The sequence below is a fragment of the Serratia proteamaculans genome (assembly GCF_013337185.1).
Classification (GTDB): Bacteria; Pseudomonadota; Gammaproteobacteria; order Enterobacterales; family Enterobacteriaceae; genus Serratia; species Serratia proteamaculans_D.
Genome location: NZ_SWDE01000006.1, coordinates 126,777 through 149,495 on the forward strand (window position 1 = coordinate 126,777; position 22,719 = coordinate 149,495).

Annotated in this window: 20 protein-coding genes; 17 read left to right on the forward strand and 3 right to left on the reverse strand. The window is 56.4% G+C overall.

Translation table 11 applies throughout. The features are described from left to right. The first annotated feature begins 9 nt into the window (after positions 1-9). The 10 genes from glnB to FCL49_RS20455 all read left to right on the forward strand — a co-directional run bounded on the left by glnB (position 10) and on the right by FCL49_RS20455 (position 11,776). Positions 10-348: a nitrogen regulatory protein P-II gene (glnB, locus tag FCL49_RS20410; protein WP_004847623.1), complete on the forward strand. Its 339-nt coding sequence runs from the start codon at positions 10-12 to the stop codon at positions 346-348. A gap of 222 nt (positions 349-570) precedes the next feature. After that, positions 571-1,494, forward strand: coding sequence for a LysR substrate-binding domain-containing protein (locus FCL49_RS20415; protein ID WP_012146355.1), 924 nt, complete (start codon positions 571-573; stop codon positions 1,492-1,494). A gap of 115 nt (positions 1,495-1,609) precedes the next feature. After that, positions 1,610-3,073 (forward strand): gamma-aminobutyraldehyde dehydrogenase, encoded by a 1,464-nt coding sequence (locus tag FCL49_RS20420; RefSeq protein ID WP_135317624.1) that lies wholly within the window; start codon positions 1,610-1,612, stop codon positions 3,071-3,073. 61 nt (positions 3,074-3,134) lie between these two features. Continuing rightward, positions 3,135-4,289 (forward strand): putative ABC transporter substrate-binding protein YdcS, encoded by a 1,155-nt coding sequence (ydcS, locus tag FCL49_RS20425; RefSeq protein WP_135317623.1) that lies wholly within the window; start codon positions 3,135-3,137, stop codon positions 4,287-4,289. 54 nt (positions 4,290-4,343) lie between these two features. Next, positions 4,344-5,372, forward strand: coding sequence for an ABC transporter ATP-binding protein (locus FCL49_RS20430; RefSeq protein ID WP_012146352.1), 1,029 nt, complete (start codon positions 4,344-4,346; stop codon positions 5,370-5,372). A gap of 7 nt (positions 5,373-5,379) precedes the next feature. Then, positions 5,380-6,318 carry an ABC transporter permease gene (locus tag FCL49_RS20435; protein WP_370452814.1) on the forward strand — a complete coding sequence of 313 codons (939 nt, stop codon included), beginning with the start codon at positions 5,380-5,382 and terminating at the stop codon, positions 6,316-6,318. Then, positions 6,308-7,114, forward strand: a complete 807-nt coding sequence (locus tag FCL49_RS20440) for an ABC transporter permease (protein ID WP_174354918.1) — start codon at positions 6,308-6,310, stop codon at positions 7,112-7,114. The genes FCL49_RS20435 and FCL49_RS20440 overlap by 11 nt, the downstream gene beginning before the upstream one ends. 50 nt (positions 7,115-7,164) lie before the next feature. Continuing rightward, complete coding sequence (patD, locus tag FCL49_RS20445; protein WP_174354919.1) at positions 7,165-8,589, forward strand: aminobutyraldehyde dehydrogenase; 1,425 nt, start codon at positions 7,165-7,167, stop codon at positions 8,587-8,589. A gap of 86 nt (positions 8,590-8,675) precedes the next feature. Continuing rightward, positions 8,676-10,592, forward strand: a complete 1,917-nt coding sequence (locus FCL49_RS20450; protein WP_174354920.1) for an NAD(P)-binding protein — start codon at positions 8,676-8,678, stop codon at positions 10,590-10,592. Further along, a complete protein-coding gene (locus tag FCL49_RS20455; RefSeq protein WP_174354921.1) occupies positions 10,589-11,776 on the forward strand; it encodes a c-type cytochrome in 1,188 nt (395 codons plus the stop codon). Before FCL49_RS20450 ends, FCL49_RS20455 begins: the two co-directional genes overlap by 4 nt. A gap of 35 nt (positions 11,777-11,811) precedes the next feature. Here FCL49_RS20455 and hmpA read toward each other — a convergent pair whose 3' ends face one another. After that, positions 11,812-13,002, reverse strand: coding sequence for an NO-inducible flavohemoprotein (hmpA, locus tag FCL49_RS20460; protein ID WP_174354922.1), 1,191 nt, complete (start codon positions 13,000-13,002; stop codon positions 11,812-11,814). Between the two features lie 372 nt (positions 13,003-13,374). On the opposite strand from hmpA, the gene glyA reads away from it, so the two are divergent. From glyA to FCL49_RS20485, 5 genes are all read left to right on the forward strand, one after another. After that, positions 13,375-14,628: a serine hydroxymethyltransferase gene (gene glyA, locus FCL49_RS20465; RefSeq protein WP_012146345.1), complete on the forward strand. Its 1,254-nt coding sequence runs from the start codon at positions 13,375-13,377 to the stop codon at positions 14,626-14,628. 281 nt (positions 14,629-14,909) lie between these two features. Next, the gene (locus FCL49_RS20470; protein ID WP_174354923.1) at positions 14,910-16,094 is read left to right on the forward strand and encodes a NupC/NupG family nucleoside CNT transporter; all 1,185 of its coding nucleotides are present in this window, start codon (positions 14,910-14,912) and stop codon (positions 16,092-16,094) included. 77 nt (positions 16,095-16,171) lie between these two features. Continuing rightward, a complete protein-coding gene (locus tag FCL49_RS20475) occupies positions 16,172-16,915 on the forward strand; it encodes a glutamine amidotransferase (RefSeq protein ID WP_174354924.1) in 744 nt (247 codons plus the stop codon). Between the two features lies 1 nt (position 16,916). Further along, positions 16,917-17,345, forward strand: coding sequence for a cytidine deaminase (gene cdd, locus FCL49_RS20480; RefSeq protein WP_174354925.1), 429 nt, complete (start codon positions 16,917-16,919; stop codon positions 17,343-17,345). A gap of 154 nt (positions 17,346-17,499) precedes the next feature. After that, complete coding sequence (locus tag FCL49_RS20485; RefSeq protein ID WP_174354926.1) at positions 17,500-18,651, forward strand: 3-phenylpropionate MFS transporter; 1,152 nt, start codon at positions 17,500-17,502, stop codon at positions 18,649-18,651. Here the strand turns inward: FCL49_RS20485 and csiE are convergent. Further along, a complete protein-coding gene (gene csiE, locus FCL49_RS20490; protein ID WP_174354927.1) occupies positions 18,648-19,913 on the reverse strand; it encodes a stationary phase inducible protein CsiE in 1,266 nt (421 codons plus the stop codon). The genes FCL49_RS20485 and csiE overlap by 4 nt on opposite strands. Positions 19,914-20,057: 144 nt before the next feature. On the opposite strand from csiE, the gene FCL49_RS20495 reads away from it, so the two are divergent. Together FCL49_RS20495 and FCL49_RS20500 are read left to right on the forward strand one after the other, a co-directional pair. After that, positions 20,058-20,726 (forward strand): DUF1007 family protein, encoded by a 669-nt coding sequence (locus FCL49_RS20495; RefSeq protein WP_174354928.1) that lies wholly within the window; start codon positions 20,058-20,060, stop codon positions 20,724-20,726. Beyond that, the gene (locus FCL49_RS20500; RefSeq protein WP_174354929.1) at positions 20,717-21,739 is read left to right on the forward strand and encodes a nickel/cobalt transporter; all 1,023 of its coding nucleotides are present in this window, start codon (positions 20,717-20,719) and stop codon (positions 21,737-21,739) included. The genes FCL49_RS20495 and FCL49_RS20500 overlap by 10 nt, the downstream gene beginning before the upstream one ends. A gap of 64 nt (positions 21,740-21,803) precedes the next feature. Here the strand turns inward: FCL49_RS20500 and suhB are convergent, their stop codons facing one another. Further along, positions 21,804-22,607, reverse strand: coding sequence for an inositol-1-monophosphatase (gene suhB / locus FCL49_RS20505; RefSeq protein WP_135317609.1), 804 nt, complete (start codon positions 22,605-22,607; stop codon positions 21,804-21,806). Positions 22,608-22,719 lie beyond the last annotated feature (112 nt).

Sequence of the window (22,719 nt, forward strand, 5' to 3'; positions counted from 1 at the left end):
GGAAACAAGATGAAAAAGATCGACGCTATTATCAAGCCGTTCAAACTCGATGATGTCCGTGAAGCGCTGGCTGAGGTTGGCATTACCGGGATGACCGTCACCGAAGTGAAAGGCTTCGGCCGCCAGAAGGGCCACACCGAGCTGTACCGTGGCGCGGAGTACATGGTCGATTTTCTGCCAAAGGTGAAAATTGAGATCGTGGTGGCCGACGATATCGTCGATACCTGCGTGGAAACCATCATGCAGACCGCGCAAACCGGCAAAATCGGCGACGGCAAAATCTTTGTCTTCGACGTGGCGCGCGTAGTGCGTATCCGTACCGGCGAGCAGGACGAAGAAGCGATTTGATGTGACGTTTCTGGTCTGAAATCCCTGAGGGCGCAGCATGCTGCGCCCTTGTCATATCTGCAGTCTGTTATCTCCTCTCCCCGATTTATTTCTCCTTCTCTGTCATTGCTGCCGTTAGCGTTCTAAAAAAGCGAATGCTGTCGCATTTTTGATAGTTTATTCGATCGCTTTCCTCGCGGCATCTTACACTCAGCCCAACTGTTTTGATTGAGGTTGTGACCCATGATGACGCTGCGCCAAATCCGCCACTTCATTGCGGTGGCGGAAACCGGATCGATCTCCGCCGCCGCGCAGGCGGTGTTTGTTTCCCAATCCTCGCTGACGCTGGCCATCCAGCAACTGGAGACCGACATTGGCGTACGGCTGTTTGATCGCCACGCCAAGGGCATGAACCTGACGCACCAGGGCCACCAGTTTCTCCGCCAGTCTTATCTGATCCTCGCTACGGTGGACAATGCCAAACGCAGCCTGCAATTGGGCACCGAAAGCCTGACCGGCAAGCTGACCATCGGCGTGACCAGCCTGGTGGCCGGGTACTTTTTGGTCGAGCTGCTCAAGCGGTTTAAATCGGCCTATCCCAATGTCACCATTCAGATGATAGAGGATGAACGTCCTTATATTGAACACCTGCTGGTGAGTGGGGAGATCGATATTGGCGTACTGATACTGTCGAATATTGAGGATCGTGATGCGCTACAGACCGAAGTGCTGATGCATTCGCCTTATCGTCTGTGGCTACCGCCACTGCACCCGCTGCTGGATCATGAAAGTATCGGGCTGGCGGATGTGGCGAAGCTGCCGCTGATCCAGCTTAACGCCGACGAAATGGACGTGCATGCGCGGCGTATCTGGGCGCGCGCCGGAGTGAAACCGGAGATCGCCATGAAAACCGGTTCGACGGAGGCGGTGCGCAGCCTGGTCGCGGCGGGCATGGGCGTCTCAATTCTGCCAGACATGGCCTATCGCGCCTGGTCGCTGGAGGGCAACATGATTGAGGCTCGCAAGCTGGTGGATCTGCTGGAGCCGCTGGACATCGGCCTGGCGTGGCGACGCGGCAGTGCGCGGCCGGAACTGGTTACGCCATTCCTCACCATTGCCCGTGAGAATGGCAATATGCACGCTGCCGGGCTGAAGCATTCGATTTAATCGAACGCGGCGTTCAGTATTTAGAATTTGTTGGCTGCCTGATGCTCGCTTAGTCTGATTGAAACTAACTTATTCACATTTAGTTAACGTTTTGGTCACTTAGGGGCAATACACCATGGCAGATGTGCACCTCCTTTCAGGTTTATCCTGTCAGCAATTCATTAACGGTCAGTCGGTCGAGGGCGAAGGCCAGCAGGAGTGCATCGTTAATCCGGCCAATGGTGAAACGCTGGTTTCCATCACTGAAGCCTCATCGGCGCAGGTGGGCAGCGCGGTTAAGGCGGCACAGCAGGCTTTCGGCCACTGGTCGCGCACCACGCCGGCCTTCCGTGCTTCCATTTTGCTACGTATTGCCGACGCCATCGAACGTCAGGCCCCGCGCCTGGCCGGTCTGGAGGCGCTCAACTGCGGCAAGCCACTGCATCAGGCGCTCAATGACGACCTGCCGGCCGCCGTCGACGTGTTTCGTTTCTTTGCCGGCGCGGTGCGTACCCAGCAGGGGCAACTGGCCGGTGAATATATTGAAGGGCACACCTCGATGATCCGCCGCGACCCAATCGGCGTGGTGGCCTCGATTGCGCCATGGAACTACCCGCTGATGATGGCGGCGTGGAAGATCGCTCCGGCGCTGGCGGCGGGCAACACCGTGGTATTCAAACCTTCCGAACATACCCCGCTGACCATTCTTGCGCTGGTGCCTGCGCTGCAGGACATCCTGCCGCCGGGCGTGCTGAATATCATCTATGGCGGTGGCGAAGGGGTTGGCAGCCATCTGGTTGGGCATCCTCAGGTGCGCTTGGTCTCGGTGACCGGCGATATTGTCACCGGGCAAAAAATTCTGCAGGCCGCGGCGAAAAGCGTCAAACGCACGCATCTCGAACTGGGCGGCAAGGCCCCGGTGATTGTCTGTGACGACGCCGATCTGGATGAAGTGGTTAACAGCATCCGTACCTACGGCTATTACAACGCCGGGCAAGACTGTACCGCCGCCTGTCGCATCTACGCGCAGGCGGGGATCTATCCCAAGCTGGTGGAAGCGTTGGGCGAGGCGGTTGCCAGCCTGCGTTTTGCCCGCAAACGCGATGAAGATAACGAAATCGGCCCGCTGATCAGCAGCCGCCAGCGCGATCGTGTCGCCAGCTTTGTCGAGCGGGCGCTCAGCCAGCCGCATATTGAATTGATTACCGGCGCCGCCGCGCATTCCGGCCCGGGTTTCTATTACCAACCCACGCTGCTGGCCGGCTGCCTGCAAAGCGACGAAATCGTCCAGCGTGAGGTATTCGGCCCGGTGGTGAGCGTCACCCGCTTCGAACATCTGGAGCAGGCGGTCAACTGGGCCAACGATTCCGAATACGGCCTGGCCTCGTCGGTCTGGACGCAGAATATCGATCGGGCGCTGCATATTGCCGCGCATCTGCAATACGGCAGCACCTGGATCAACACCCATTTCACCCTGGCAAGTGAGATGCCGCACGGGGGCCTGAAACGCTCTGGCTACGGCAAAGATCTGTCCAGTGATTCACTGCAAGACTACAGCGTAGTCAGGCATGTAATGGCGAAGTTTAAAGCCAGCTTCTAATGAAACTAGAGCGGCAGCCGTTCCCTGCCGCACACAGATACGCAACACAGGGGTCATTACGATGGGAAAAACTACCGCAGTCACCACCACAGTTTCCGCACTCTGTTTCACCGTGCTTTGCGGCCTGGCTCAGGCGGCCGACTTGCCGCAGGCGCTGGGCAAAGGCGAAGGCCGTCTGGATATCATCGCCTGGCCGGGCTATATCGAACGTGGCCAGTCCGATAAAAACTATGACTGGGTCAGCCAGTTTGAAAAGCAAACCAGCTGCGCGGTGAATGTGAAAACCGCCGCCACCTCCGATGAAATGGTCAGCCTGATGGCCAAGGGCGGTTATGACCTGGTCACCGCTTCCGGCGATGCCTCGCTGCGATTGATCTTCGGTAAGCGGGTACAGCCGATCAACCCGGCGCTGATCCCTAACTGGAAAAATATCGACCCGCGTTTGCTGAACGGTGCCTGGTACACCGTAGACGGAAAAACCTACGGCACGCCCTATCAGTGGGGGCCAAACCTGCTGATGTACAACACCAAAACCTTCCCGACGCCGCCAGACAGCTGGGCGGTAGTGTTCCAGCAACAAAATCTGCCGGACGGCAAGAGCAATCAGGGCCGGGTGCAGGCCTACGACGGGCCGATTTACATCGCCGATGCGGCGCTGTTCCTGAAGGCTACTCAGCCGCAGCTTGGCATCAGCGACCCGTACCAGTTAAACGAAGAGCAATATCAGGCGGCATTGAAGCTGTTGCGCACCCAGCATGCGTTGATTCACCGCTACTGGCATGACACCTCGGTGCAGATGAGTGATTTCAAAAACGAAGGTGTGGTGGCCTCCAGCGCCTGGCCGTATCAGGCCAATGCCCTGAAAGGGGAAGGCCAGCCGATTGGCACCGTGTTCCCGAAAGAGGGGGTTACCGGCTGGGCGGACACCACCATGCTGCACAGCGATGCCAAGCATCCGAACTGTGCTTACCTGTGGATGAACTGGTCGCTGGAGCCGAAAGTGCAGGGCGACGTTGCCGCCTGGTTTGGTTCGGTACCGGCATCACCGGCGGGCTGCAAGGCCAGCACGCTACTGGGCGACAAAGGGTGTGAAACCAACGGCTTCAACCAATTCGACAAGATTGCCTTCTGGAAAACACCGCAGGCACAGGGCGGAAAATTCGTGCCATACAGCCGCTGGACTCAGGACTATATCGCCATCATGGGCGGTCGCTAACCCGCGGGGGCGTAGCCTGCTACGCCCGATGAATGCCTATCAGGAGCGCAGATCATGACCATTGCCGTGCAATTTATCGATGTTTCGCGGAGCTTCGGCGAGGTTCGCGCCGTAGACCGGGTTTCTATCGAAATACAAGACGGGGAATTTTTCTCCATGCTTGGGCCTTCGGGTTCGGGCAAAACTACCTGCCTGCGACTGATCGCCGGCTTTGAACAACTCAGCGCCGGTTCAATTCGTATTCACGGCCAGGAGGCGGCCAACCTGCCGCCGTATCAGCGCGACGTGAATACCGTATTCCAGGATTACGCCCTGTTCCCGCACATGTCGGTGCTGGAAAACGTGGCCTACGGATTGATGGTGAAGGGCGTCGCCAAACGTGAACGGCTGGCGCGGGCACAGGAAGCGCTGGACAGCGTGGCGCTGGGATTCGTCGCCGAGCGTAAACCGGCGCATCTTTCCGGTGGCCAGCGTCAACGTGTGGCACTGGCCCGCGCGCTGGTCAATCGACCGCGGGTGCTGTTGCTGGATGAACCGCTGGGCGCGCTGGATCTCAAGCTGCGTGAACAGATGCAGGGTGAACTGAAAAAGCTGCAGCGCCAACTGGGGATCACCTTTATTTTCGTCACCCATGACCAGAGCGAAGCCTTGTCGATGTCCGATCGGGTAGCGGTGTTCAACAACGGGCGAATCGAGCAGGTGGATGCGCCGCGTGAGCTGTATATGCGGCCGAAGACGCCGTTTGTCGCCGAGTTTGTCGGTACCTCTAACGTGGTGCGCAGCGAGCTGGCGCAGCGCTTGCTCGGCCAGACCGCCACCTTCTCGATCCGCCCCGAGCATATTCGCTTAATGGATCAGGCCGGTGCCGCACAGGGTGAAATCCAGGTACAGGGATTGCTGCAAGAGATCCATTATCAGGGCGCGGCTACGCGCTACGAAATTGCGTTGAGCAGCGGTGAGAAACTGCTGGTCAGTGAGGCGAATCCTCAGTGGCACGCCGCCGGGCAGCAGCATCTGATCGGTCAGCCGGTCACCGCCTGCTGGTCACGTGAGGCGATGGTGCCGCTGCTGGAGGAGAGGTGAGATGGAGATGAGCATCGACTATCCCGCGCCGCGCCGCGGTACCTTGCGCACCCTGTCGACCTTTCTCTATCGCCGGCCGACGCTGTACCTGCTGCTGTTACTGGTGCCACCGCTGTTGTGGTTCGGCGCGGTGTACCTTGGCTCATTACTGACGCTGCTGTGGCAGGGGTTTTATACCTTCGACGACTTCACCATGACGGTGACGCCGGATCTGACCTTCGATAACCTGCGGGCGCTGTTCAACCCGGCCAACTACGACATCATCCTGCGCACACTGACCATGGCGGTGCTGGTGTCTCTGGCCAGTGCGGTGTTGGCGTTCCCGATTGCCTACTACATGGCGCGTTACACCAGTGGCCGCGTCAAAGCGTTCTTTTATATCGCGGTGATGATGCCGATGTGGGCCAGCTATATCGTCAAGGCCTACGCCTGGACGCTGCTGCTGGCAAAGGATGGCGTGGCGCAGTGGTTCCTGCAACATCTGGGGCTGGAGCCGGTGTTGGCGGCAATCCTGACCGTGCCGGGCGTGGGGGGCAACACCCTGTCGACCTCCGGGCTGGGGCGTTTTCTGGTGTTTGTTTATATCTGGCTGCCGTTCATGATCCTGCCGATCCAGGCGGCGCTGGAACGCCTGCCGCCTTCGTTGCTGCATGCCTCGGCGGATTTGGGCGCACGCCCGTCGCAGACTTTCCGTTACGTGATCCTGCCGCTGGCGGTGCCGGGCATTGCCGCCGGGTCGATCTTCACCTTCTCGCTGACGCTGGGAGACTTTATTGTGCCGCAGCTGGTGGGGCCGCCGGGCTATTTCATCGGCAGCATGGTGTACGCCCAGCAAGGGGCGATAGGCAATATGCCGATGGCCGCGGCCTTTACCCTGGTGCCGATTGTGTTGATCGCGATTTATCTTTCCATTGTGAAACGTCTGGGGGCCTTCGATGCACTCTGAGCGCGCGCCATTAGGGCTGAAACTGGCCGCCTGGGGCGGTCTGATCTTCCTGCATTTCCCGCTGGCGATTATCGCCATCTACGCCTTCAACACCGAGGACGCGGCGTTCAGCTTCCCGCCGAAGGGTTTTACGCTGCATTGGTTTAGCATCGCGGCCGGTCGGCAGGACATTATCGATGCGATGCTGCTTTCCGCGCAGATTGCTGCGCTGGCGACGGCGGTGGCGCTGGTGCTGGGCACTCTGGCAGCGGCGGCGCTGTACCGGCGTGATTTCTTCGGCAAGGACAGCATTTCACTGTTGCTGCTGTTACCGATCGCGCTGCCGGGCATTGTTACCGGTCTGGCGCTGCTGGCGGCGTTCAAGGCGCTGAATATCGAGCCGGGAGTACTGACCATCGTGATCGGTCATGCCACCTTCTGTGTGGTGATCGTGTTCAACAACGTCATCGCTCGTTTCCGCCGGACTTCCCATAGCCTGATCGAGGCTTCGATGGATCTCGGTGCCGACGGCTGGCAAACCTTCCGCTACGTGATGTTGCCCAACCTGGGTTCAGCATTGCTGGCCGGTGGCATGCTGGCGTTCGCGTTGTCGTTTGATGAAATCATCGTCACCACCTTTACCGCCGGGCATGAGCGCACGCTGCCGCTATGGCTGCTCAATCAGCTCGGTCGCCCGCGCGATGTGCCGATCACCAACGTGGTGGCGCTGTCGGTGATGTTGCTGACCATGATCCCGATTTTGGGGGCTTATTACCTGACCAAGGGCGGCGAAAGCGTCGCCGGCAGCGGCAAATAAATAGCCTCTTGACCCTAATGCGTACCAGACATCTTATAAAGGATAATCCTATGCAAAGCCAACTGTTGATTAACGGCCAACTGGTTACCGGCCAGGGGGCGTTGTTGCCGGTGTATAACCCGGCAACCGGAGAGGTAGTGGTACAGGTGGCTGAAGCCAGTGCAGAGCAGGTCGATCAGGCGGTGCTGGCGGCCGACGCCGCATTTGAACACTGGGGGCAGACCACGCCGAAGGAACGTGCTGAACACCTGCTGAAGCTGGCGGATTTGATCGACAGCCATGCAGAAACCTTCGCCCGCCTGGAATCGATTAACTGCGGCAAACCCTATCACTGCGTGCTGAATGATGAACTGCCGGGCGTGGCTGACGTCTTCCGCTTTTTCGCCGGAGCCAGCCGTTGTTTGAGCGGGCTGGCGGCCGGTGAATATCTGGCGGGACACACCTCGATGATCCGCCGCGACCCCTTGGGCGTGGTCGCCTCGATTGCCCCCTGGAATTACCCGCTGATGATGGCGGCGTGGAAGCTGGCTCCGGCGCTGGCGGCGGGCAACTGCGTGGTGCTTAAGCCGTCGGAACAAACACCGCTGACCACCTTCAAGCTGGCCGAGCTGGCCGCCGGGCTGTTTCCGCCGGGCGTGTTCAACGTGCTGTTTGGCCGCGGCGCCAGCGTCGGCGACAGGCTGACCGGTCATAGCAAAGTGCGCATGGTGTCGCTGACCGGCTCAATCGCCACCGGCGAACATATCATTGGCCATACCGCGTCCGGCATTAAGCGCACCCATATGGAGCTGGGGGGCAAGGCGCCGGTGCTGGTGTTTGATGATGCCGACCTGCAACAGGTGGTGGAAGGGATCCGCAGCTTTGGTTTCTACAACGCCGGTCAGGACTGTACTGCCGCCTGTCGCATTTACGCGCAGAAAGGCATTTATCCGCAGTTGGTGAAGGCGTTGGGCGAGGCCATTGGCAGCCTGAAGATCGGACCACCGGAAGAGGCCGACAGCGAACTGGGCCCGTTGATTACCGCTCAGCATCTGGAGCGCGTGGTGGGGTTTGTCGAGCGCGCCAAGGCATTGCCGCACGTGCAGGTGGTGACCGGTGGTGAGCGGGTTAACGGCCCTGGCTACTATTTCCAGCCGACGCTGTTGGCCGGTGCTCGCCAGGAGGATGAAATCGTGCAGCGTGAAGTGTTCGGGCCGGTGGTGACCGTCACGCCGTTCGACGATGAGGCGCAGGTGCTGGCCTGGGCCAACGAGTCTGACTACGGGCTGGCGTCGTCATTGTGGACCCGGGACGTGGGGCGGGCACACCGTCTGAGCGCCCGTTTGCAATACGGCTGCACCTGGGTGAATACCCATTTCATGCTGGTGAGCGAGATGCCGCACGGTGGCCAAAAGTTGTCCGGCTACGGCAAGGATATGTCGATGTACGGCCTGGAAGATTACACCGCTATCCGCCATGTGATGTTTAAGCATTGATTAATCAGGTTATATCTGCAAAATAACGCGGCTTTCAGACCGGCTCCGGCCGGTCTGATGATAATAAAAATAGAAGGAAGCCAATTATGAGCATCACCAGACGCGATTTTCTTAATGGGGTGGCGATCACCATCGCCGCCGGGTTAACGCCGATGCAGATCCTGCGGGCATCGCCGCAAACCGCCAATCAAACCCTCTATTACCCGCCGACGCTGACCGGGCTGCGCGGCAACCATCCCGGTTCGTTTGAGCATGCACACCAGCTGGGGCGTGACGGCAAGGCCTTCGATTTTGCCGCAGTACCGGCCACAGAGGAGTTCGATTTGGTGGTGGTCGGTGCCGGTATCAGCGGCCTGGCCGCGGCCTGCTTCTGGCAGCAAATGAAAGGTCAGCAGCAGCGTATCTTGCTGATCGACAACCATGATGACTTCGGCGGCCACGCCAAGCGCAATGAATTCAGCAGCGAAAATGGCACCATTCTCGGCTACGGCGGCAGCGAGTCGCTGCAGTCACCGCGCTCCAACTTCAGTCCGGTGGCGATGGGGCTGCTGCAAAAACTGGGCGTCAGCATCGACAACCTGGAAAAAGCCTTCGATAAAACCTTCTACCCGGATCTGAACCTGAGTCGCGGCGTCTATTTCGATCGCAAAAACTTCGGCGTCGACAAAGTGGTGAACGGTGACCCTGGCCGTATGGTGGCGGATGATATTCCCCATGATCGTCTCAATGGCCGTTCCTACGAAGCCTTTATCGGTGATTTCCCGCTGCCGGAAAGCGATCGCCAGGCGCTGATTGCACTGCACACGGTGGATAAGGATTACCTGCCGGAGATGAGCCAGGAGCAGAAAAGCGAATGGCTCGACAAGCACAGCTATACCGAGTTCCTGCGTGACAAGGTCGGTCTGAGTGAAATGGCGATCCGCTATTTCCAGCAAACTACCAGTGACTTCCAGGCGGTGGGCATCGACGCCACTTCTTGCAGCGATGCGCGTATTTGCGATCTGCCTGGCCTGAACGGCATGAACCTGCCGCCGCTGGATGAAGAGTCACAGGCGGATCTCGACGATCCTTACGTGTTCCACTTCCCGGATGGCAACGCCACGCTGACACGCTTAATGGTGCGCCATCTGATCCCGGCGGTAGCGCCTGGCGGCAAGGATATGAATGACATCGTGCTGGCGAAGTTCGACTACAGCCAGCTTGACCGCGCGGAGTCACCGGTAAAACTGCGGTTGAACAGCACCGGGCTGCATGCGGCCAACGTCGGCGACAAGGTCGAAGTGACCTACCTGACCGGCGAGAAAATGACCAAGGTGCGCGCCGGGCAGGTAGTGATGGCCGGCTACAACATGATGATCCCTTATCTGGTGCCGGAAATGTCGCCGGAGCAGCAGCAGGCGCTGAAGCAGAACGTCAAGTCGCCGCTGGTGTACAGCAAAGTGGTGATCCGTAACTGGCAGTCGTTTATCAAACTGGGCGTGCATGAAGTTTACTCGCCAACGGCGCCTTATTGCCGTGTGAAGCTGGATTATCCGGTGAGCATGGGCGGCTACCAGCACCCGCGCGATCCGAACCAGCCGATTGGCCTGCACATGGTGTATGTGCCGACGCTGGCGGGCAGCGGGTTAAGCCCGCGTGAACAGTCGCGCAAAGGCCGAGCCTTGCTGTTGGGCACGCCGTTTGAAGTGCATGAGCAGATGATCCGCGAGCAGTTGCAGGGCATGCTCGGCTCTGCCGGTTTTGATCACCAGCGTGATATCGAAGCGATTACCGTAAACCGCTGGTCGCACGGCTATTCCTACTTCCTCAACGGGTTGTTTGACGACGAGGACGAGGCGAAGAAAATTATTGAAACGGCGCGTAAGCCGATCGGCAAAATTGTGATTGCCAACTCGGACTCCGACTGGAGCCCATACGCCAACTCGGCGATCGATCAGGCGTGGCGCGCGGTTAATGAACTGGCTTTCGGCCATGTTCCCGCTGCTGCCAAGGAGGGAGCATGAGCATGCGTTCACTGTATTTACTGACCTTACTGGCGGCTGGCGGTTCGGCGCAGGCGATGTCGGCCGGGGAATATGTCGCCAGGGCCGGTGACTGCACCGCTTGCCATACCACGCCGGGTGGCGCGCTATTTGCCGGTGGCATGAAGTTCCCGACCCCGATGGGCAATATTTACGCTACCAATATTACGCCGGACAAACAGCAGGGCATCGGTGCCTATTCCTTTGACGAGTTTGACCGTGCGATGCGCCAGGGGATCGCCAAAGATGGCCATCGACTGTATCCGGCGATGCCATACACCTCTTACGCCAAAATGAACGCGGAAGATATGCGCGCGCTGTACGACTATCTGATGAAGGAAGTCCCGGCGCAGAACACCGCCAACCGCGCCAGTGATATCAGTTGGCCGCTGTCGATGCGTTGGCCGTTGGCAATATGGAACCAGCTGTTCCATGAGGATACGCCTTATCAACCGGACAGCAGCCAGAGCAGTGAGTGGAACCGTGGCGCCTATCTGGTGCAAGGGGCGGGGCACTGCGGCAGTTGCCATACGCCGCGCGGCTGGGCGATGCAGGAGAAAGGGCTGGACAGCAAAGATCCGGCCTTCCTGAGCGGTGCCGAACTCGATGGCTGGTACGCTTCTGGAATTCGCGGGCTGAAACAGGATGAAGTGGTGGCCTTGCTGAAAACCGGGCGCAGCCAACATGCGGCCGTCGCAGGGCCGATGAGTGACGTGGTTAGCCACAGCACGCAATATCTTACCGACGGTGATTTGAACGCCATTGCTACTTACCTGCACAGTCTGGCGGCAGAAAAACCGGCGGCGGAGAAACCTGTAGCCATGGCGGTCGACAACTGGCAGGCGGGGCAACGCAGCTATGCCATGTACTGTTCAACCTGTCACGGTAACAAAGGTGAGGGCAGCTCCAATACCATTCCGGCATTGGCGGGTAACGCAACGGTCACGGCGGATAATCCACTAACCGCGCTGCGCGTGGTGCTGGAAGGAGCACATACGCCGATCACCCAGCATGCAACTGCGCTCGCCATGCCGGGTTACGCCTGGAACTTGAATGACCAGCAGGCTGCCGATCTGATGAGTTATTTACGGGGAAGCTGGGGCAACCAGGCGGCACCGGTCACGGCGCAGCAGGTAAAAGAGACTCGCAAGCTGGCGGAAAAATAACGGAAGGGCGCGGTAACAGGCCGCGCCCCTTTCAATTACATGACCTTGTGCGGACCGAAGCATTCATAGTGGATGCGATCGGCCTCTACGCCCATCTCCAGCAGTTGGCTGGCCACAGACTGCATAAACGGCAGCGGCCCGCAGAAGTAGTAATGCATCTGCGGCGTGGCAAGCGTTTCGCGCAGGGCACTGAGGTTCATCAGGCCACGGCTCTGGTAGTCGCGGCCTGCCACATCATTGGCACCCGGTTGGTTGTACCACACGTGACGGCTCAGATTCGGCATGCGGCCGGCAATATCCGCCACTTCATCGGCAAAGGCGTGAACGCTGCCGTTTTCCGCCGCGTGCAGCCAGTGCACGTCCGCTGGGTGCTGGTTATCGTGCAGAGTATGGAGCATGCCAAGCATCGGTGTTTGGCCGACACCGGCGGAGATCAGTGCCACCGGGGTTTCCGGCTGCGCTTCGAGGAAGAAATCCCCGTGCGGCGGGGCGATATAAATTACGTCGCCTTCTTTGGCCTGCTGGTGCAGGAAGTTCGATACTTTCCCCTGATCCTCTCGTTTCACCGCAATGCGATAGTATTCGCCGTTCGGTGAGGTGGTCAGTGAGTATTGGCGAATTTCCTGATTTTCCATGCTGTCGTGCTTGATGTAGACCGCCAGGTATTGGCCAGGTTTGAAGTCGATGACCTTGCCCCCGTCAACCGGTGCCAATACGAAACTGCAAATCACTTCGCTCTGTGGCTGCTTTTTGACGATGCGGAATGCACGTCGATCGCGCCAGCCGCCCTCGGCAGTTTCGCTGGCCTGGTAAATCTGGCCTTCGCGCTGGATAAATACGTCCGCCAACACCCCGTAGGCTTTGCCCCAGGCGTCCAGCACTTCCTGGCCTGGGCTGAACATCTCGTCCAGCGTGGCAATCAGATGGCTGCCGACAATCTGATACTGGTCCGGGCGAATATTCAGGCTGGTATGCTTTTGGGCGATACGTTCCACCGCTGGTAACAGCGCCGCCAGATTCTCGATATTCACGGCGTAGGCGCAGATGGCATCGAACAGGGCCTGACGCTGATCGCCATTGCGCTGGTTGTTCATATTGAACACATCTTTTAACTCGGGATTATGCTCGAACATACGGTCGTAGAAGTGGGCGGTCAGCTTTGGCCCGGTAGCGGCCAGCAGGGGAATGGTAGATTTTACGGTGGCGATGGTTTGGCTATCCAGCATGGTGGCGCTCCTTGGTCGGACATTATTGGAATATTCTAATGATGCATTTAAAATGCACCTTTGTGTTTGAACGCATCCTAACGGTTTCTGCCGTGGCTGTAAATACCCCTGTTTTTCTTACGGAGTCGCCAGCCGACGATCTCGCTCACAGAACATGAAAAAACCGCATTCTCAGCATGAGTAAAAGTCCGTTGTCGAATTGGGTGCTTTATCGGATCAAAGCCTTGCTGCGCCTAATGCCAATCGTTTGCGTAAAAACCTCTGTCAAGACCTATCCTCGGTGGGGCGAAACAGTTTACACTGTGGCCCAGAACCCGAACGGGTAGTTATTTGGTGATTTTTTAGTTAGCTGATTTAGTCAGGAGAAGCCGGATGTTAAAGCGTGAAATGAACATTGCTGATTACGATGCCGAACTGTGGCGTGCAATGGAGCAAGAAGTTGTGCGTCAGGAAGAGCACATTGAGCTGATTGCGTCTGAGAACTACACCAGCCCGCGCGTAATGCAGGCCCAGGGCTCCCAGTTGACCAACAAATACGCTGAAGGTTATCCGGGCAAGCGTTATTACGGCGGCTGCGAATATGTGGATATCGTTGAGCAACTGGCCATCGACCGCGCAAAAGAGCTGTTCGGCGCAGATTACGCCAACGTCCAGCCGCACTCCGGCTCCCAGGCGAACTTCGCTGTCTATACCGCGCTGCTGCAGCCGGGTGACACCATTCTGGGCATGAATCTGGCGCACGGCGGCCACCTGACCCACGGTTCACCGGTCAACCTGTCCGGCAAGCTGTATAACGTGGTGCCTTACGGCATCGACGAAAAAGGTCAAATCGATTACGAAGATCTGGCTAAACAGGCTCAGACTCATAAACCAAAAATGATCATCGGCGGCTTCTCTGCCTTCTCCGGTATCGTTGACTGGGCAAAAATGCGTGAAATCGCCGACAGCATCGGTGCTTACCTGTTCGTTGACATGGCGCACGTAGCGGGTCTGATCGCCGCCGGCGTTTATCCGAACCCGGTTCCTCACGCACACATCGTGACCACCACCACCCACAAAACCCTGGCAGGTCCGCGCGGCGGCCTGATCCTGGCGAAAGGCGGTGATGAAGATCTGTATAAAAAGCTGAACTCCGCCGTGTTCCCAGGCGGCCAGGGCGGCCCGCTGATGCACGTGATCGCCGGTAAAGCGGTGGCGCTGAAAGAAGCCATGGAGCCTGAGTTCAAAATTTACCAGCAGCAAGTGGCCAAAAACGCCAAGGCTATGGTGGAAGTGGTGCTGGAGCGCGGCTACAAAGTGGTTTCCGGCGGTACCCATAACCATCTGTTCCTGCTGGATCTGGTTGATAAGAACCTGACCGGTAAAGAAGCTGACGCAGCCCTGGGCCGCGCCAACATCACCGTGAACAAAAACAGCGTGCCAAACGATCCCAAGAGCCCGTTCGTCACCTCCGGTGTGCGTATCGGTACTCCGGCAGTGACCCGTCGCGGCTTCAAAGAAGCTGACGTGCGTGAACTGGCCGGCTGGATCTGTGACGTGTTGGACAACATCAACGATGAAGCCACCATCGAACGCACCAAGAAGAAAGTACTGGATATCTGCGCCCGCCTGCCGGTTTACGCATAATTTCCATTACGGGTAAAAAACGCTGAGGCGTCAGGCCGGTCACTTGGGTGACCGGCTTTTTTTTATCCCTCTGGCGATAGTTAGAGTTCGAATGTCGTATATATGTTTCTGTCATTAATATTAGTTATTAATATATTTAATAAAAACAGGTTGTGATATTCATCGCCTTTTAATTAATCGCAGGGTTTTGAGAGCCTGTTATGTGATGTGAGTCTATATGATTGTTATTTACTCTCATGGTATACCTTAATAAAGGACGGTTATATACTATGGAGTGTCGTATGACGCAGGTGATTCACTTTATTCTCTCTTGTCTGTTAGTGACGGTAATGGCCTTGCTGGTAAGCCATAACCGAAAGTTAATTAAAATTCGCTATATTATTCAGCTGCTGGTGATTGAGGTATTACTTGCCTGGCTGTTCCTGCGTTCTGATATTGGTACCGGATTTACCGCGCAGGTTTCCACGGTGTTCAACGGCTTGATGCTGTTTGCCGGTGAAGGTACTGACTTTTTATTCGGCGGAATGCAGGCGCAAGGGTTGGCATTCTTCTTCCTTAATGTGTTATGCCCCATTATTTTTATTTCTGCATTAATCGGTATTATTCAGCACATCAATTTATTGCCGGTTATCATTCGGGTGGTGGGGACGGTATTATCCAAAGTCAATGGCATGGGCAAGCTGGAGTCTTTTAATGCCGTCAGCGCATTATTGCTGGGGCAGTCAGAGAACTTTATCGTTTATAAAGACGTGCTGGGCAAGATGTCCGAAAACCGTATCTACACTATGGCTGCCACCGCGATGTCAACCGTCTCGGTTTTTATGGTCGGTGCCTATATCAATATGGTCGATGCCCGCTATGTCGTAGTTTCATTGATTCTGAATATGTTTAGTACATTTATCGTGCTGTCACTGATTAATCCTTATCGTGTCGATTTGGAAGAAGAGGTTCAGATGCAGGATCTGCATCGTGGACAAAGCCTGTTTGAAATGCTGGGTGAATATATTCTTGCTGGCTTTAAGGTCGCAGTAATCATTGCGGCCATGCTGCTGGGCTTTATTGCCCTGATTGCCGCCATCAACGCGTTGTTTAGCAGCCTGTTCGGCATCAGCTTTCAGGGGCTGCTGGGTTATCTGCTTTATCCTTTTGCCTGGGTTCTTGGCGTGCCGGCCCATGAGGCGCAGCAGGTCGGCAGTATCATGGCGACCAAGATTGTCGCCAACGAGTTCGTTGCCATGACTGATCTGCAACAGATTAAAGCTGCGCTGTCGCCACGTGCCGAAGGGATCCTGTCGGTCTTTCTGATCTCCTTTGCCAACTTCACTTCGGTGGGCATTGTGGCCGGGGCGATTAAAGCGCTGAACGAGGAGCAGGGGAACGTGGTTTCCCGTTTCAGTCTGAAACTGTTGTATGGCTCAACGTTGGTGAGTTTCTTATCGGCCGCGGTAGCGGGCCTGGTTATTTAACTCCTCTTGCAGGTTCGACTCAGGAAAAATTTATTCCCGGCGGCGTTTAAAATCAACCGACATAAGGAAGTGTTGCAATGAAGATTTTGTTTATTGGTGAGTCATGGCATATTCACATGATCCATTCCAAAGGCTTTGACAGTTTTACCTCGAGTAAATATGAAGAGGGTGCAGACTATCTGTTGTCCTGCTTACGTGGCTCTGGTATTTCCATCGACTACATGCCGGCGCATACCGTACAAACCGCCTTTCCACAAACGTTGGACGAATTGCTGATTTATGATGCTGTGGTGATTAGCGATATCGGTAGCAACACCTTCTTATTGCAAAATAAAACCTTTTATCGAATGGAGGTAATGACCAATGCCCTGTCGCTGATAAAAGACTTTGTCGCCATGGGGGGCGGGGCGTTAATGATAGGCGGTTATCTTTCCTTTACCGGCATAGAAGCAAAGGCAAATTATAAAAATACCATTCTTACCGAAGTATTACCGGTTGAAATGTTAGACCACGACGACCGCGTTGAATTACCACAAGGCTGTAAACCCCTCACGCTGAACAAGAGTCACGAGATCACCCGTGGGCTAAATGAATGGCCGCCTTTACTGGGCTATAACAAATTTATTGCCAAGCCCGGTAGCGAAACCCTGGCTGAGATTAACGGCGATCCCTTGCTGGTGGTTGGCAAGTATCAGGAAGGTCATGTTGCCTGTTTTGCCAGTGACTGTTCCCCCCATTGGGGCGGGCCGCAATTTATGCAATGGGAAAACTATAGCGGCTTCTGGTGCAATTTAATGAATTCAATCAAAAGGAGAAATTGAAATGGATGACAAAGACCGGATCCAGCAAATGATTGCCACGGCCGCTAAAGCCAGGGAGTTCTCTTATGCCCCTTATTCGAACTTTACCGTGGGGGCGGCATTAATCACCAAGAGCGGTAAGGTGTTCACCGGCTGTAATGTCGAATCCGTCTCTTACTCGCCAACCACCTGCGCAGAACGCGTGGCGATCCTGAAAGCGGTCTCCGAAGGTGAGCGCAGTTTTGAGATGATTGTGGTGATCGGCGGCCCCAGAGTGGGGGAAAGCAAGGCTAAAGGTTATTCCGGGCCCTGTGGCGTTTGCCGCCAAATGATTTATGAATTCGGCAAGGATACCCAGGTCATTATCGCCAACAGCCTGGAAGAATACTATGTGCACGATATCTCTGAGCTTTTCCCACTTGGGTTCGGCCCGGATCATTTGTTGGGCTAAATAGCGGCTTCTCCATAATCAGGGCAATTGCATGCTGTGCCCTGATTATCGGGCTAAACTGTGAACTGCCTTGCAGTCTACTCCCTCGATGGTGAATGCACATTGCTAGCCAGTGTGAGCTCTGTCAAAGTATCGCCCTCACACCGGAGGGATCATGGTTCTGCAATCTACGCGTTGGCTAGCTCTCAGTTATTTCACCTACTTCTTTTCTTACGGCATTTTCTTACCTTTTTGGGGCGTTTGGTTAAAAGGTGAGGGCATACCGCCTGAAACCATCGGTATTCTGCTTGGTGCCGGTCTGGTTGCACGTTTCCTCGGTAGTTTGTTGATTGCTCCCCGGGTAAAAGATCCCTCTCATCTGGTGACGGCATTGCGCCTGTTAGCGTTGCTGACGTTGGCTTTTGCCATTGGGTTCTGTTTCGGCAACGGCTGGGGCTGGCTGATGCTGGTGATCGCCGGCTTCAACCTGTTCTTCTCGCCGCTGGTCCCGCTGACCGATGCGTTGGCCGGCACCTGGCAAAAACAAATCACCATGGATTACGGCCGGGTCAGGCTATGGGGCTCGCTGGCGTTTGTGATTGGCTCGGCGCTGACCGGGCAGATGGTTTCCGTCTGGGGCCATAACGCTATCCTCTACAGCCTGATAGCCAGCATACTGGCGATGCTGTTGGGCATGATGCTGAAACCGAGCGTGATGCCGCAGGGGGAGGCGCGAACCCACAGCGAAACCGAGCGTTCTTTGTGGGAGATGCTTAAGGAAGGGCCAGTCTGGCGTTTCCTGCTGTGCGTAACGCTATTGCAGGGCGCGCATGCCGGTTATTACAGTTTCGGTTCTATCTACTGGCAGGAGGCGGGCTACTCGGCTTCGACCATTGGTTACTTGTGGTCGCTGGGCGTGGTGGCAGAAGTGATTATTTTCGCCAGCAGTAATTTCCTGTTCCGTCGCTGGAATGCGCGCAATCTGCTGCTGCTCTCCGCCTGCTGCGGGATACTGCGCTGGAGCCTGATGGCCAGCAGTACCGAGTTAGGGTGGCTGCTGGTGATCCAAATTCTGCACTGTGGCACCTTCACCGTCTGCCACCTGGCCGCGATGCGTTTTATCGCCGCGCGCAAGGGGCCGGAAGTGATCCGTCTGCAGGCGGTTTATTCAGCGCTGGCGATGGGCGGCGGCATTGCGATTATGACGGTAATCGCCGGTTTCCTGTTCGAGCATCTGCAGGGTGGCGTGTTCTGGGTGATGGCGGCAGTGGTGTTGCCGGCGCTATTTATCCGCCCGCCGGCCGTTATGGTCAGCAGCAGCCGTTAAGAGGTTTCCAGCAGCGCACGGATGACTTTGCGCTGCTGGCGCGCCAACGGTAATTCGGTATAAATCAGCGGCGGCTGTGGCGCACTGTGCTCCGTGGCATAGGGGGTGATCACCAGGGTGACTCCCTGCGGCGCGCCAGAATGCAGATAGTCGCGCAGTGGCAAATACTTGATATTCAGCGGCAGCAGCGTTAATTCTCGGATCTGATATTCCACTTCATCTTCCAACTGCGGGTTGTCCAGCGTCAGCAATAACACCTGCTTTTCCTGCAACGCATTGCCCTGCATCAACCAGGCACCGAAACTGATGGCGACCAGCCCGGCTTCCTCGCTGGAGAAATGAATACCATATTCCTGTTCGAGCGGGGCCAGCGCCTCCTGAGCGGTGCGCATCAGGCGCGGATACTTGCGTTCAACTTCTTCCAGCAGCGTGTTATCGATACCGATCTCGAAGCGACAGCGTTCAACCGCGGGGGCCAGATGGGCAAACAGCTGGCTGATCAAATCTTCTTTACTGCTGAAAGTCATGCCAGAAATCTGTTGGAAGCGCTCGACCATATTTTCAATCGCGGCCATCAATCGCAGATCTTCCGCAGAGTCATTGCTGTGGTAGCTGTGGTTTTTCAGCATGGTAAACATCAGCAGCAGAAAATCGCTTTCGCTGGTTTCGGGGGGCAGGGAAAATAGCTGATTCAATGATTGCTGCAGCAAGCCGGTCGCCTGATGCTCCGGTTTCTGATGCAGCCAGTCGCGTTGTGCGCGGCTGAATGTCGGGTGCCGCTGGCGTTGGTTCTCCCATGCGCAGTAGCGCAGGTAATGTTGCAGAAACTGACGATCGCGCCGATCAAAGCTGCGGTTGATCAGTGCTTCATACTCGCTGATGCACTGTTCCAGCTGCGGTGTCAGGTCGGTACTTTGCCCCAGAGCTTGCTGCAACCAGCGGGAAAAATGTTGCTCGATAAATTCCGGGCTGCAGCGCAGGGCTCTGCGCAGCCAGTGGAGCAGGCAGAGGCGTTGATTGAGTGCGCTGCCCCTGATCCGGTAACCCTCGTCGGGATTACCGTCGATCTCCAGATGGTGGAAACGCTGGATTTCACTGGCAACCTCGGCTATATCTTGCCGGGTAACCGGGGGGGAAACGCCATTAATTTGGCTGATAGTCTCCAGTTGTACTGCGGGCACCGGCGCATACAACATCAATAACAGATGGCAGCGTCGTTGTTGACCGGAGAGCTCAGGCACGGGGGCAGTGTCCAGGCTCATATCACCTTCGGGCAGGTAACGTTTAAATTATGAATAAGCATAGCAAAAGGTGATGCGCGGCGCGGCAACGGCACCCGGTTTTACTTCGGCTTACAACTTTCGTCACAAATATTGGGCGGAAACGCGGTGGTTGAGGAACGGTTGATGTTACTTTATAACAATAATGAGTATCGTTTGATGATGAAGTTACGTTTTATTCTGGCCGGTTTTTTAACGCTTTTCAGCGTCGGCGCTATCGCACACCCGCACAGTTTTATTGATATGAACACCACCTTTGTGGCGAAGGATCAACAGCTGGTCGGTTTGAAAATGGTTTGGGTTATGGATGAAATCACCTCGGCAGATCTGCTGTACGATGCGCAAAATGCCAAAAACGACTCGGAAATGTGGAAAAAGCTGGCGGCGCAAGTGATGGCCAATGTCCTGGGGCAACACTATTTCACGGATGTTTATCGCGACGGCAAGCCGGTGAAATACCTGAATCTGCCAACGGAATACCATCTGTCGCGCCAGGGGCATCAGGCGGTGCTGGAGTTTGTGCTGCCGCTGGCCGAGCCGCAGCCGCTGGCGGGCAAGCCGTTTGAGATCTCCACCTACGATCCGACCTATTTTGTAGATATGACCTATAAAGATAAAACGGCACTGCATTTGCCGCCGGAGATGGCTTCGCAGTGCAAATTCAAACTGATGACGCCCAAACCAGACTCTTCTTTACAGGCTTACGCCTTGTCCCTCGATAAAAACGATTCACCCGGCGAAGATATGGCGCTGGGGCAGCAGTTCGCCCAGCGGGTCAGCCTGCAATGTCAATAAACCTCAGCCAACACACGCCGCGTAAGCGACACTGGGCTTTCAGCCTGTGGCCGTTGTTGCTGTTTGCGCTGTTACTGGCGCTGGGCGCGCAGTTGGCGTGGCACTATTGGCCGCAATTACTGATGCAAAGCGTGGTGTGGCAGAAAGGGCTGCACCTGCAGTTGGCGGGGCTGTTGCAGCAGGTAAAAGCGGCACCGCAGCAGGCCGGACTGGCGTTGATGCTATTCAGCCTGAGTTATGGCGTGTTGCACGCCCTTGGCCCCGGCCACGGTAAAGTGGTGATTGCCACCTACCTGGCCACCCATCCGGCGCGGTTGAAAAGCAGCCTGAAACTGACCTTTGCTGCGTCGTTGGTGCAGGGGCTGGTGGCGATCGCGCTGGTGACGTTGATGCTGGTGGTATTGCAACTGTCGTCCCGGCAACTGCACCAGAGCAGTTTCTGGCTGGAGAAGGGCAGTTTTATTCTGGTGATGTTGCTCGGGGTGTTGCTGAGCTGGCGAGCGCTGAAGCGTTTGTATTATGCGGTGAAGGCCATGCGTCCAGTTCCGGCGCTGCGAATCAACAGCCTGCAACCGCTGCCGGCGGATCACGTTCACAGTGAGCATTGCGGCTGTGGTCACCGCCATATGCCGAGCGACAGCGAACTGCAGGCCGGCAGCGACTGGCGTACACAGACCGCCATCGTGTTGGCGATGGGAATGCGGCCATGCTCGGGCGCAATACTGGTGTTGCTGTTTTCCAAGGTGATTGGCGTGTTTGTCTGGGGCGTTTTCTCGGCGTTGGCCATGGCGCTGGGCACTTCACTGACCATCTCATTGCTGGCTTTGTTGGTGCATTACAGTCGCCGATTGGCGGTACGTCTCAGCCAATCACGTGCACCTGCGGCCTGGAGCGCGGTGGCCTGGGGTTCACTGGCGCTGGCCGGTGGCCTGATTCTGCTGTTCGCCGGGCTATTGCTGTATCTCACTGCCCAGTCGGAGTTTATCGGCGGCATCCGGCCTTTCTCCCGCTGACAGGCATAAAAAAAGCGCTGCAATAAATTGCAGCGCTTTTTCTTTATTCATTCACTTCGCGATATTAACGCTTCAGCGCTTCGCTCAGTTCTTCACGCATGGTGGAAAGCATGGCTTTCACTACGCGCGGGTTGCCGGCTACCACGTTGCCGGAGCTGAAGTGGTTGTGGCCGCCAACAAAGTCGGTCACCAGGCCGCCGGATTCACGCACCAGCAGTTCACCTGCGGCGAAATCCCATGGCTTCAGGCCAATTTCGAAGAAACCGTCAACGCGGCCGGCGGCCACATAGGCCAGATCCAGCGCGGCAGAACCGGTACGACGGAAGTCGGCACACTGAGTGAACAGTTTGCCAACCACATTAATGTAGGGAGTTGCGTGCTGCTTAACCTTGAACGGGAAGCCGGTCGCCAGGATGGTGCCATCGAGATCTTTGGCATTGGTGCCGCGCAGACGGTAACCGTTGAGCTGTGCGCCCTGGCCGCGAGTGGCGGTAAACAGTTCGTTGCGCATTGGATCGTAAACCACAGCCACTTCAGTACGGCCTTTAATGCGTACGGCGATGGAAACTGAGAAGTGTGGGAAACGTTTGATGAAGTTTGATGTGCCATCCAGTGGATCGATCACCCATTGTACATCTTTGTCTTCGCCGGCCAATTCGCCGCGTTCTTCGGTAACAATAGTATGTTGCGGATAGGACTTGCGAATGACGTCGATGATCAGATGCTCTGCATCGCGATCGACGTTAGTGACAAAGTCATTGGTCCCTTTCTGGCTCGCTTCTACAGCGTCCGGGGTTTCGTAGTTTTTGGCAATCAGGTTACCGGCCTTGCGCGCAGCGCGCACGGCGATCGTCAGCATCGGATGCATGGGTATCTTCCAACTAGGATGTTAAAGAACAGGAAACGGCGCGAAGTATAGCAGGTGTTCGGCAAAATGCCTACGGCTGTGTTAAGCTGCTGTGATTTTCCGCTACGCTCAG

What these genes read in the sequence shown, in the direction of transcription:
- glnB (WP_004847623.1), top strand. Translation starts at nt 10, where the DNA reads ATGAAAAAGATCGACGCTATTATCAAGCCGTTCAAACTCGATGATGTC.
- FCL49_RS20415 (WP_012146355.1), top strand. Translation starts at nt 571, where the DNA reads ATGATGACGCTGCGCCAAATCCGCCACTTCATTGCGGTGGCGGAAACC.
- FCL49_RS20420 (WP_135317624.1), top strand. Translation starts at nt 1,610, where the DNA reads ATGGCAGATGTGCACCTCCTTTCAGGTTTATCCTGTCAGCAATTCATT.
- ydcS (WP_135317623.1), top strand. Translation starts at nt 3,135, where the DNA reads ATGGGAAAAACTACCGCAGTCACCACCACAGTTTCCGCACTCTGTTTC.
- FCL49_RS20430 (WP_012146352.1), top strand. Translation starts at nt 4,344, where the DNA reads ATGACCATTGCCGTGCAATTTATCGATGTTTCGCGGAGCTTCGGCGAG.
- FCL49_RS20435 (WP_370452814.1), top strand. Translation starts at nt 5,380, where the DNA reads ATGAGCATCGACTATCCCGCGCCGCGCCGCGGTACCTTGCGCACCCTG.
- FCL49_RS20440 (WP_174354918.1), top strand. Translation starts at nt 6,308, where the DNA reads ATGCACTCTGAGCGCGCGCCATTAGGGCTGAAACTGGCCGCCTGGGGC.
- patD (WP_174354919.1), top strand. Translation starts at nt 7,165, where the DNA reads ATGCAAAGCCAACTGTTGATTAACGGCCAACTGGTTACCGGCCAGGGG.
- FCL49_RS20450 (WP_174354920.1), top strand. Translation starts at nt 8,676, where the DNA reads ATGAGCATCACCAGACGCGATTTTCTTAATGGGGTGGCGATCACCATC.
- FCL49_RS20455 (WP_174354921.1), top strand. Translation starts at nt 10,589, where the DNA reads ATGAGCATGCGTTCACTGTATTTACTGACCTTACTGGCGGCTGGCGGT.
- hmpA (WP_174354922.1), bottom strand. Translation starts at nt 13,002, where the DNA reads ATGCTGGATAGCCAAACCATCGCCACCGTAAAATCTACCATTCCCCTG.
- glyA (WP_012146345.1), top strand. Translation starts at nt 13,375, where the DNA reads ATGTTAAAGCGTGAAATGAACATTGCTGATTACGATGCCGAACTGTGG.
- FCL49_RS20470 (WP_174354923.1), top strand. Translation starts at nt 14,910, where the DNA reads ATGACGCAGGTGATTCACTTTATTCTCTCTTGTCTGTTAGTGACGGTA.
- FCL49_RS20475 (WP_174354924.1), top strand. Translation starts at nt 16,172, where the DNA reads ATGAAGATTTTGTTTATTGGTGAGTCATGGCATATTCACATGATCCAT.
- cdd (WP_174354925.1), top strand. Translation starts at nt 16,917, where the DNA reads ATGGATGACAAAGACCGGATCCAGCAAATGATTGCCACGGCCGCTAAA.
- FCL49_RS20485 (WP_174354926.1), top strand. Translation starts at nt 17,500, where the DNA reads ATGGTTCTGCAATCTACGCGTTGGCTAGCTCTCAGTTATTTCACCTAC.
- csiE (WP_174354927.1), bottom strand. Translation starts at nt 19,913, where the DNA reads ATGAGCCTGGACACTGCCCCCGTGCCTGAGCTCTCCGGTCAACAACGA.
- FCL49_RS20495 (WP_174354928.1), top strand. Translation starts at nt 20,058, where the DNA reads ATGTTACTTTATAACAATAATGAGTATCGTTTGATGATGAAGTTACGT.
- FCL49_RS20500 (WP_174354929.1), top strand. Translation starts at nt 20,717, where the DNA reads ATGTCAATAAACCTCAGCCAACACACGCCGCGTAAGCGACACTGGGCT.
- suhB (WP_135317609.1), bottom strand. Translation starts at nt 22,607, where the DNA reads ATGCATCCGATGCTGACGATCGCCGTGCGCGCTGCGCGCAAGGCCGGT.